Origin of the sequence: Actinomadura madurae (assembly GCF_900115095.1) — a bacterium.
Classification (GTDB): domain Bacteria; phylum Actinomycetota; class Actinomycetes; order Streptosporangiales; family Streptosporangiaceae; genus Spirillospora; species Spirillospora madurae.
Map to the genome: position 1 here is coordinate 59,481 of NZ_FOVH01000030.1, position 9,645 is coordinate 69,125.

The 9,645-nt window shown below is 67.7% G+C and carries 9 protein-coding genes and 1 pseudogene; 7 read left to right on the forward strand and 3 right to left on the reverse strand.

The annotated features are described in order from the left end of the window. The first annotated feature begins 3 nt into the window (after nt 1–3). Complete coding sequence (locus BM339_RS45355) at nt 4–942, forward strand: aldo/keto reductase (RefSeq protein WP_075024858.1); 939 nt, start codon at nt 4–6, stop codon at nt 940–942. A gap of 65 nt (nt 943–1,007) precedes the next feature. Beyond that, nucleotides 1,008–1,910, forward strand: coding sequence for a serine/threonine-protein kinase (locus BM339_RS45360; RefSeq protein ID WP_075024859.1), 903 nt, complete (start codon nt 1,008–1,010; stop codon nt 1,908–1,910). Between the two features lie 10 nt (nt 1,911–1,920). On the opposite strand, the gene BM339_RS45365 is transcribed toward BM339_RS45360, so the two are convergent. Then, nucleotides 1,921–2,583 (reverse strand): thiaminase II/PqqC family protein, encoded by a 663-nt coding sequence (locus BM339_RS45365; protein ID WP_075024860.1) that lies wholly within the window; start codon nt 2,581–2,583, stop codon nt 1,921–1,923. A gap of 127 nt (nt 2,584–2,710) precedes the next feature. Here BM339_RS45365 and BM339_RS45370 point away from each other — a divergent pair, with 127 nt between their 5' ends. From BM339_RS45370 to BM339_RS52140, 5 genes are all read left to right on the forward strand, one after another. Continuing rightward, complete coding sequence (locus tag BM339_RS45370; RefSeq protein ID WP_021594871.1) at nt 2,711–3,994, forward strand: citrate synthase; 1,284 nt, start codon at nt 2,711–2,713, stop codon at nt 3,992–3,994. A 156-nt stretch (nt 3,995–4,150) separates the two neighbouring features. Further along, nucleotides 4,151–5,374 (forward strand): cytochrome P450, encoded by a 1,224-nt coding sequence (locus BM339_RS45375; protein WP_075024861.1) that lies wholly within the window; start codon nt 4,151–4,153, stop codon nt 5,372–5,374. A 338-nt stretch (nt 5,375–5,712) separates the two neighbouring features. After that, nucleotides 5,713–6,591, forward strand: coding sequence for a DUF418 domain-containing protein (locus BM339_RS45380; protein WP_177287931.1), 879 nt, complete (start codon nt 5,713–5,715; stop codon nt 6,589–6,591). A 182-nt stretch (nt 6,592–6,773) separates the two neighbouring features. Continuing rightward, a complete protein-coding gene (locus BM339_RS45385; RefSeq protein ID WP_075024863.1) occupies nt 6,774–7,688 on the forward strand; it encodes a hypothetical protein in 915 nt (304 codons plus the stop codon). 47 nt (nt 7,689–7,735) lie between these two features. Next, nucleotides 7,736–8,350 carry a nucleoside triphosphate pyrophosphohydrolase gene (locus BM339_RS52140; protein ID WP_256255849.1) on the forward strand — a complete coding sequence of 205 codons (615 nt, stop codon included), beginning with the start codon at nt 7,736–7,738 and terminating at the stop codon, nt 8,348–8,350. Between the two features lie 446 nt (nt 8,351–8,796). Here the strand turns inward: BM339_RS52140 and BM339_RS45395 are convergent, their stop codons facing one another. After that, nucleotides 8,797–9,024, reverse strand: coding sequence for a hypothetical protein (locus BM339_RS45395; protein WP_075024864.1), 228 nt, complete (start codon nt 9,022–9,024; stop codon nt 8,797–8,799). Nucleotides 9,025–9,185: 161 nt separating this feature from the next. Next, nucleotides 9,186–9,272, reverse strand: a pseudogene (locus BM339_RS50490) (hypothetical protein); the annotation flags it as partial. Nucleotides 9,273–9,645 lie beyond the last annotated feature (373 nt).

The following is a 9,645-nucleotide window of genomic DNA, read 5'->3' on the forward strand; positions in this document are numbered from 1 at the left end:
GGCATGAGCGCGGTACATCGATTGGGGCTAGGGCTTGCAGCACTGGGGCGGCCCGCCTACATCAACGTGGGCAGGCTTCAGGAGCTGCCGCCTGGACGCACCGTGGAGGAGATGCGCGAGGCGACCTGGAACGTTCTCGACGCCGCGTATGCGGCAGGTGTCCACTGGGTCGACGCGGCGCGGTCCTATGGCAGGGCGGAGGAGTTCCTGGGAGGCTGGCTCACCGCGCGTGACCCTGCAGAGGTGACCGTGTCCAGCAAGTGGGGATACGCCTACGTCGGTGGATGGAAGACCGACGCATCGGTGCACGAGGTCAAAGAGCACACCCTCGGCCGTTACCGCGCCCAGTACGCGGAGACGCGTGACTTGCTCGGTGAACACCTGTCCGTGTATCAGGTGCATTCGCTGACCCACGAAAGTCCTCTGTTCCAGGACGTCGCCCTGCAGGAGGCTATGGCGGAATTGACCGCCGAAGGCGTGCGTGTCGGCTTCTCGACGTCCGGACCGAAGCAGGCGGAAACCATCCGCCGGGCCTTGGCGCTGGAAGTGTCCGGGCAGAGGCTGTTCAGCACCGTCCAATCGACGTGGAACATTCTGGAGACGTCCGCTGAGGACGCATTGCGGGAAGCCCACGACGCGGGCCTGCATGTGCTGCTCAAGGAAGTACTGGCCAACGGCAGGCTCGCCGTGGAACCGCCGGTGGAGGTGCGGGAGCTCGCGTCCAAGAAGGACGTGCGGCCAGATGCCCTGGCTTTGGCTGCGGCGCTGAGCCGTCCCTGGGCCGGGACCGTCCTCATCGGCGCGGTCAGCCCCGCACAGTTGGAGGCCAATCTGGCTGCCACGGACGTGTCGCTCGACGGCGGCGATCCGGAGTTGTTGGACGGGTTGAACGTCCCACCGAACCGCTACTGGGCGGAAAGGGGTGAGCTTCCCTGGACGTGAGGGCCGACGAGCACCCGTGCCATGGCACGATTGAGCCCGCCCACCATGATCGGATAGTCGTGCCCATGCAGTCAGAACCGCCCCGGAAGATCGGCCCGTACCACGTGGTCGCCCGGCTCGGGTCCGGCGGGATGGGGGAGGTCTTCCTCGGCGCGTCGCCCAGCAGGCGGCTGGTCGCCGTGAAGGTCATCCGCCCGGAACTGCTGGACGATCCGAGATGGCGGGAACGGTTCCGCCGGGAGGTGACCTCCGCGCGGTCGGTCAGCGGCTTCTACACGGCGCCCGTCGTCGACGCGGACCCGGATGCGGACCAGCCGTGGCTGGCGACGCAGTACATCCGCGGCGTGAGTCTCTCCAAGGTCGTCCGGGAGAAGGGGCCGCTCCGGGAGCAGGCCGCCTGCCGGCTGGGGGCCGGGCTGGCGGAGGCGCTGATCGCCATTCACGGGGCGGGGATCGTCCACCGTGACCTGAAACCGTCGAACGTCCTCCTCGCCTCGGACGGGCCGAGGGTCATCGACTTCGGCATCGCACGTCCGCTGGACGCGTTGCCGCTCTCGCGTACCGAGATCCTGGGGACCCCCGCGTACATGTCACCGGAGCAGGCTCTCGGGGATCCCGTCCATCAGGCGAGCGACGTCTTCTCCCTCGGATCGGCGCTCGTGTTCGCGGCGACCGGTGCCGCGCCGTTCGGCAGCGATCACAAGGTCCGCGCACGGATCGTCCATGGGGAGCCCGACCTCACCGCGCTGCCCGATCCCATGCGCGGGCTCGTTACCCGCTGCCTGGTCAAGGACCCTGGGGAACGTCCCACGCCGGAGCAGGTCCTCATCGCCTTGTCCACGTTGCTGGACGCGCACTACGGCGAGGAGTGGCCGCCGGTCGACGTCGAGGCGCTCATCGACGTCCAGGAGCGCACACTGGTCGAGGTCACGGCCGAGCTACCCACCTTGCGTGAGCCACCCCTATAAGGACGGATCGTTACGGGAGACCCTCGACGAGCGCGTCCCAGAAGGCCGTCTCGTAGGCGTGCAGGAGGCGAGCAGCACGGGCGGCCTCGGCAGGGTCGTCGCCCTTGGCGAGCCCTTCCTTGATGACCGCGAGGGCTTGTTCCTCGAAGCCGGGTGGTGGCGCAGCGAAGAACTCGAAGAATCCAACGGCGGTGTCCGTGAAACCGTAGCGGGCACGAAGCGCGGCAGCGATACGAGCACAGAACGCACCCCACTCCTCCAGGTTGGCGAGCATGGCCAGAGCCACCTCGCCGGCCGTCCCAAAGGCGGCTCTCTGCGCCAGGTAGGCCGGGTATGCCTGCGCGAAGGGCTTCGGCTCGTAGGCGCTGAGATTCTTCTCACTTTCGCCGAGCACCGCCGCGAAGTCCCCCAGCAGCGTCAGTGCCTGCCCCTCCCCTTGCGCGAGCCCGAGGAAGAGGTCGCCGGCCGGGGAATCGGGAAATCTCGCGGCGAGGAGGGCGAAACTTCGCCGATCGCTGCTGACGATGCGATACTCCTCGCCCGCCAGCCAGACCAGGCGTTCCTGGGGCAAGTCACCCGTTTCGAGTAGGTCGACGAAGCGGTTCGCGGTCGCCGCCTCCGCGATCTCCCGGCGGGCGCGCGCGACGAGATCGGCTGCGCTCTGAGCGGTCATGCGTCCACCGGAACACCCCCGCCGCCGTTCCGTCAACGCGACAGGCCATGATGAGCGGCCGTGATCACCTGGATACGATGAAGGACGGAACGTCTACGCAGGTGTGGGACGCAGTTGGGAGTGAGCGATGTCGGATTTCGAGCTCGACCACGCGGGCGGCCGTCTGCCTCTGGAGGTCGCCGAGGCGACCGAGGGTCCGTCGGGGCTGGTCGTGGGCAACCTTCTCAAGGAGACGGGGCACGTCACGCTCGATCCGGGATTCACCAATACCGCGTCCACCACGTCGGCGATCACGTACATCGACGGCGAGGCGGGCATTCTCCGCTACCGCGGCTATCCCATTGAGGAACTGGCCGAGAAGTCGTCCTTCCTTGAAGTCGCCTACCTGCTGATTTACGGCGAACTGCCGAAGCCCGACCAGCTGGCCTCGTTCACCGACAGCGTGCGCAACCACACGCTGCTGGACGAGAAGTTCCGGGCGTTCTTCTCCGCGTTCCCGCGCCGCGCCCACCCGATGGCCGTGCTGTCGTCCGCGGTCAGCGCCCTGTCGACGTTCTACCAGGACAGCCTCGACCCGTTCGACCCAGAGCAGGTCGACCAGTCGAGCATCCGGCTCATCGCGAAGCTGCCCACCATCGCCGCCTACGCGTACAAGACGTCCAACGGCCAGCCGCTGCTCTACCCGGACAACTCCCTCGGGTACGTGGACAACTTCCTCCGCATGATGTTCGGCCTGCCCACGCAGCCGTACGAGATCGACCCTGAAATCGCGCGCATTCTGGACATGCTGTTCGTCCTGCACGCCGACCACGAGCAGAACTGCTCGACCTCCACCGTCCGCCTGGTGGGGTCCAGCCAGGCGAACCTGTTCTCGGCGGTGTCCGCGGGCGTCGACGCCCTGTTCGGCCCCCTGCACGGCGGCGCCAACCAGGCCGTGCTGGAGATGCTGGAGCGCATCCACGAGAACGGCGACGACATCGACTCGTTCGTCGAGCGCGTGAAGAAGAAGGAGCCCGGCGTCAAACTGATGGGCTTCGGGCACCGCGTGTACCGCAACTACGATCCGCGCGCGGCCGTGGTGAAGAAGGCGACGGGCAAGGTCCTGGACGCGCTGGGCAAGGCGGACCCGCTGCTGGACCTGGCCATGCGTCTCGAAGAGGTCGCCCTGAGCGACGACTACTTCGTCGAGCGCAAGCTCTACCCGAACGTGGACTTCTACACGGGCGTCATCTACAAGGCGATGGGCTTCCCCACGAACGCGTTCACCGTGCTGTTCGCGCTCGGCCGGCTGCCCGGGTGGATCGCCCAGTGGCGCGAGATGATGAACGACCCGGCCACCAAGATCGGTCGGCCGCGCCAGGTGTACGTCGGTCCGGGCGAGCGTCACTACGTGGAGCCGTCCGCTCGCTGACCGGGAGATACCGGGACAACGCCTCCGAGGGAGTGCCGTTCGAGGGACGTTCGTGTGCAGCGGACGGGTCACAGGATCCGTCCGCGCACGATCGCCATCCGTAAGCGGCCGGGTTAGCCTGTCGGCGAAGCTCCCCAGCGGAAGGCGGCTGCTCCCATGCCCTCCATCGTCGAGCGCAGTCTCGTCAGCTTGGACTTCTGGGCGAAACCACAGGTCGAACGGGACGAGGTGTTCGCCTCCCTCCGAGCGGCGGAAGGACCGGTCTTCTGTCCCGTGCCGGACCAGCCCGGTTTCTACGCCCTGACCCGCTACGAGGAGGTGGCGGAGGCGAGCCGGAACCCGCAGGTGTTCAGCTCCGGCCCCACCGCCGTCAGCCTGGTCGACCCGGTGCCGGAGATCGCCGACTTCGCCGGGTCGATGATCAACATCGACGATCCGCGGCACGCCCGGCTCCGCCGGATCGTGTCCCGGTCCTTCACGCCCCGCCTGATCCAGCGGGTCACCGGTGACGTGACCGTCCTCGCCCGCCGCATCGTGGACGAGCTCGCCGAGCGCGGCCCGTGCGACTTCGTCCGGCATGTCTCCATGCCGCTGCCGTTGCAGATCATCTGCTCCATGATGGGCATCCCCGAATCGGCGTACGACGATGTCATCGACGCGACGAACGCGATCCTGGCCATCGGCGATCCCGACTACACCGACCCGGACGGCAGGAACCGGGTGGAGGTCATCGTCGAGAAGTTCACCATTCTGCACGAACTCATGGCGAATCTCAGCCGGTTGCGTCGCGAGAAGCCGGCCGACGACCTGGTGACGGCGTTGACGCACGCGAACGTCGACGGCGAAGCCCTCGACGACCGCGACCTCGGCCGCTTCTTCGCATTGCTCGTGGTGGCCGGGAACGAGACGACGCGCAACGCCCTGTCGCACGCCCTGAACCTCCTGACCGAGAATCCGCGGCAGAAGGACATCCTTCTGGCGGACATAGACGGACGGCTCCCCGCCGCCGTCGAGGAGATCGTCCGCCACGCCACTCCCGTGACGTGGATGCGCCGTACCCTGACCCGCGACTACGAGTTGCGCGGGAATGTCTATCGTGCCGGCGATCGGGTCATCCTCTACTACAACTCGGCCAACAGGGACGAGGCCGTGTTCAAGGACGCGGACGCGTTCGACGTCACCCGCTCCCCCAACCCGCACGTGAGCTTCGGAGCACCCGGACCGCATTTCTGCCTCGGCGCGCACCTCGCCCGCCGCGAGATCACGGTGCTGCTGCGGGAGCTCTACACGCGGCTGCCCACCGTGCACGCCACAGCGCCGCCGGTCCAACAGCGGACGAGTTTCATCCACGGCATCAAGTCCCTGGCCTGCGCCTTCTGATGCTTATTACGTGATCGCTTAACCGGTGCATAATCGGTTCTCCGGTACCGTCTCGTTGCCATAGGCGAATGCCGACTGGCCGGGAGGTGTCCCGCGCGACGGTGCGAACAGGCATGTTCTCGTGTCGCTTGCGGTGGCCGTCGCCCAGCTCTAGCCGGGATGTGCTTTCACGGTGTGGGATCGGGCGATGGGGCGAGTCACCGCTCCGGAGGAGGTGAATCCTGACGTCGTGGCAGGGTTCTGAGCCCGAAGGGGTCCGGAAGGACAGGGGCGAGGAGTCGTCGCGCATCACCGAGGTTGACGTCCTGCGCGCCTTCGCCCTGCTGGGCATCTCGATGGTGAACACGGTCAGCATCACCAACATGCCCAACGGTGAGAGCCGACCAGGCATGGGCTACTGGGCATTTGAAACACTCCTACATCAGCGATTCTTCCCCATTTTCGCGTTTCTTTTCGGGATGAGTTTCGGCCTGTTTCTCGACGCGGCTCGGGATAAAGCACGACACCCACGGCTAGTCATGTTGGCGCGACTGGGGTTCCTGGTCCCGTTCGGCGCGGCGCATCGGCTGGTTCAGCCCGACGAAGTCTTGCTGACCTACGCCGTTGTCGGCATCACCGTATTGATTCCCGCATCATTGCTGCCGGGACGTCCTGTCGCCGCGCTAGGCATCCTTGGCGTCGCCGCTGGACTGGTTGCCGGTGGCGGCAGTCTGCTCACTCCAGGACTGTTCCTGTTCGGGCTGGGTGTGCAGCGACGTGGGTTGAGGAATGCAACGGCGATGCGAGTGCCGCATTTGACCATTGCGTGTTGCGCGACACTGGCAGTTGCGGCCTGCCTGAACACGTGGCAAGTCGCCGGTGGAACGGATGCAGGCCCGCAACGAGCCGCCCTGGCCGGAGTGGTAACCGCTGGGGGCTATGTCTTGGGCCTTCTGTTGCTGTTTCGCACGCGCGCCTGGCAAGTGTTGCGACACCTGGCCCCAGTGGGCCGCATGGCGCTCACGGGTTACATCGGCGGAACATTGTTGATCCTTGCGGCCGGGCGCCTCATCGACTTCGAGGACGCACCGAGGTACGGGTGGGCGATCTCTCTCGGAGTGTGCGTGTTCGCGATCGAAGTGGCGTTCAGTTGGGCGTGGCTGCGACGCGCTCGATACGGCCCCCTGGAATGGATCTGGCGTTGTCTGACATGGTGGCGTATAGAACCGAAAACCTGATCCAGCCGAATATAGACCCGGTATCCACCGAATCAACCACCAATGACGACACCCCGGGGCGACAAGATCAGTTCGTGATCAATTCAGACTGACGTTATCCACAGAATCTCGTTCTATCCAATCCGCACGGCCCCCTCATCGAAGCTGGATCCACGCCGGTCCACCGCCCCGAGGAGGCTCCATTGCGCGTCACCATCACGGTTCCCGAAGAGACGACCGCCGGCTTCGTCGTCGCGACCGACAGGGACCCCGGCGACCTGCCGGCGGCGATCCGCCGGAGGCTCCCCGTCCCGTTCGCGGCCGCTGTGTCGGAACGACTCGGCACTCCACGGCTCGTACTGTCCTGCCATCCCGCCGCCGACTCGCCCTGGGATCTTTCGAGCGTGACAAGTGCGGACGAGGACGACATCGCGAGGATCCGCCAGGCGACCCGGCATATCGGCGTCACGTCCGTCCTGCCCGCCGGCGATCTGCCGTCCGGGCCGCACCTGGCCCGGGCCGCCGCCAAGGCGATCTCAGAGGCCCTCTGCGGGGTACCCATCGACCTCGCCTCGGATCGCGTGGTACCGGTAGTTCCTTTCGGACGGTTCGACGAGTTCACCCTCGCCGACGACTGGCTCGGCACCACCCTGCCGCCTTATCGGAACGCCGGGCGCTGCACCGCCGACGAGGACGACATCGACGGCTGCGCATGCGTCACACTCACGACCCGCGGACTCCGCCGGTTCGGCCTGCCCGAGTTAGAGATCGTCGGTATCGGCTGCCCGCACGACCTCGCCGCACTCAACATCCTGCGCACCACCGCGCAACGGCTGCTCCCCTTGGGCAGGCATCCAGGCGATCACCTTCTTCCGCCCCAGCTCATGCTGACGAGCGCCGACTTCTCCGCGTTCTGGGGCAATCGCGATCCCATGTGGGACGACGGACCCATCGCGGTGCGCTTGACCGAGGTGGCACCCGACCGCCTGGGCATACGCCCGCCCGCCGACTTCCCGGGCACCTTGAACGAGTGGCTGTGGGACGAACTTCCGCCCGTCCTGCATGAACTGCTCAGCTGCGAGCCCGACGACGCGGTGCCGGGCCGGACGGGCGGCTAACGTCGTCCGGCATGGAGAACGACCGAGCGCCCGGAGCGCTGGCGCGAGTGCTGGAGGACGTCGCGGCCGAACGCGAGGCCCAGGACCAGATGTGGGGCGTCCAGGAGTTCCCGGACGGCACCGGACCTGAGTTCACCACGCAAGCAGAGGAGGCGAAGCAGGATTGTGCCGCGGCCTGGTCGCGTGGGGATCTCACTTGGCGCCACATCCTGACCGAGGAGTTCTTCGAGGCGCTGGCCGAATCAGACCCGGGCGCACTGCGGACCGAACTGGTCCAGACGGCCGCGGTCGCCGTGAAATGGGTGCAATCTCTGGACCGGCGCCACGGTGGGACGACGCATCCCGTCAAGGGTGGTCGGCGCACCGAGAAGCTCGTCCGGGACCGCATACCGCAAATCATCCGGGACGAGGGCGGCGCACCGGAATCACGCGTCGCCGGTTCCGAGGAGCACGCGGCTCTACTGCGCGCCAAGCTCAACGAGGAGGCCGGCGAGTACGCTGCGAGCGGCGACCCAGCCGAACTCGCGGACCTCCTGGAGGTGATCCACGCGCTCGCGGCCCTTCACGGAATGACCCCTGCCGACCTGGAGAAACAACGCGCCGCAAAGGCTGCGGAACGCGGTGGCTTCACCCGCCGCCTCGTCCTACGCCTCCGCGACTAACAACCCACCCGAGCCGCAAAACCAACCGGAACAAACATCACTTCGGCCACCTGAGCAACCGCATCCACCACGCGCGCTATGTAAGGATCAGTGCGACGTTCGAACCAGGACAGACACGAGGGAGCGGCGGGACACCGGCCACGGCCTCGTCAATGGTGAGCAACAACGGCGGCAGCGTTAGCTGGGCCTCCGCCTCTGGGCAGGACGCTCAAGGCAGCACGCCACGCTCTCCGAGAGAGGGTGAGGACGCTTCTGAACGGGAGGACCTTTAGCATCCGGGAGCACGCCGGTGTCCCACATTCGCTCGTCAGCGGCCGAGCCACGGGTCTGGACCGGCCGGCCGTCAAAGGCCCCGCCACGGTCCCGACCGGCCGGCCCTCAGAGCCCCGCCACGGTCCCGACCAGCCGGCCCTCAGAGCCCCGCCACGGTCTCGACCAGCCGGCCGTCAGTGGGCCCGCCGCGGTCTCGACCGGTAGGAACTCGCCGTCGACGACCCGTCCCCCGGCCGCGGGCCGCGGGCCGCGGGCCGCGGCAGCGTCTCGACGATCACGGCGATGCCCAGCCCGAACCGCGCGGCCAACTCGCCCGCCCGGAAGGGCCCGCGGGTGCGTGTGTACCGGGAGGCCAGGTCGCAGAGCGGATGGCCATGGGGGCCGATTACTCGGAAGATCAAGAGCGTCCTGGACTAGTACGCGGTCCTGTTCATCTTTGACGAGGTGCAGACCGGGTGGCCTGGGCTGGGGCGGACGGCCCTGAGGTGCCTGTGAACCATTCGGTCCCGCTGTCGGATGATCGTGTGAGGCGGGCGCTTGCGCTCGGGTGACAGGAGGGGGCCCAGCCGGCGGGGCCCTGGATCAGGACGCCCTCCCGCCGTGTCACACCGCGGAACCGCGTCCGCATCGGGATGGAGAACACCCGCACGCGCCGGCCCCCCGGCCTGCCCCGTGGCGGGACATCTGCCTCTGGCCTGGATGCTCCGAGAGGACGCGCCACGGGGGCCGGAAGCGGATAAGGCGTTCCTTGGGCAGCAGAGCCTTGGCCTTTGGCGGTGCGGCCAGACTTGAGGTGCCTGCAGATCTCCGAGCACGTCGGATGGTCGCGGCGGCCCGGCCCCGGCAGGGCCAGGTACGACGGCGCGCAGGGCGGGGACGCGCCGTTGGGCACGCGCGGTTGGGCGGCACGCGCGGTTGGGCGGCACGCGCCGTTGGCGGGCACGCGCCGTTGGCGGGCGCGGTTGGCGGGCGGGCGCGGTTGGCGGGCGGGCGCGGTTGGCGGGCGGGCGCGGTTGGCGGGC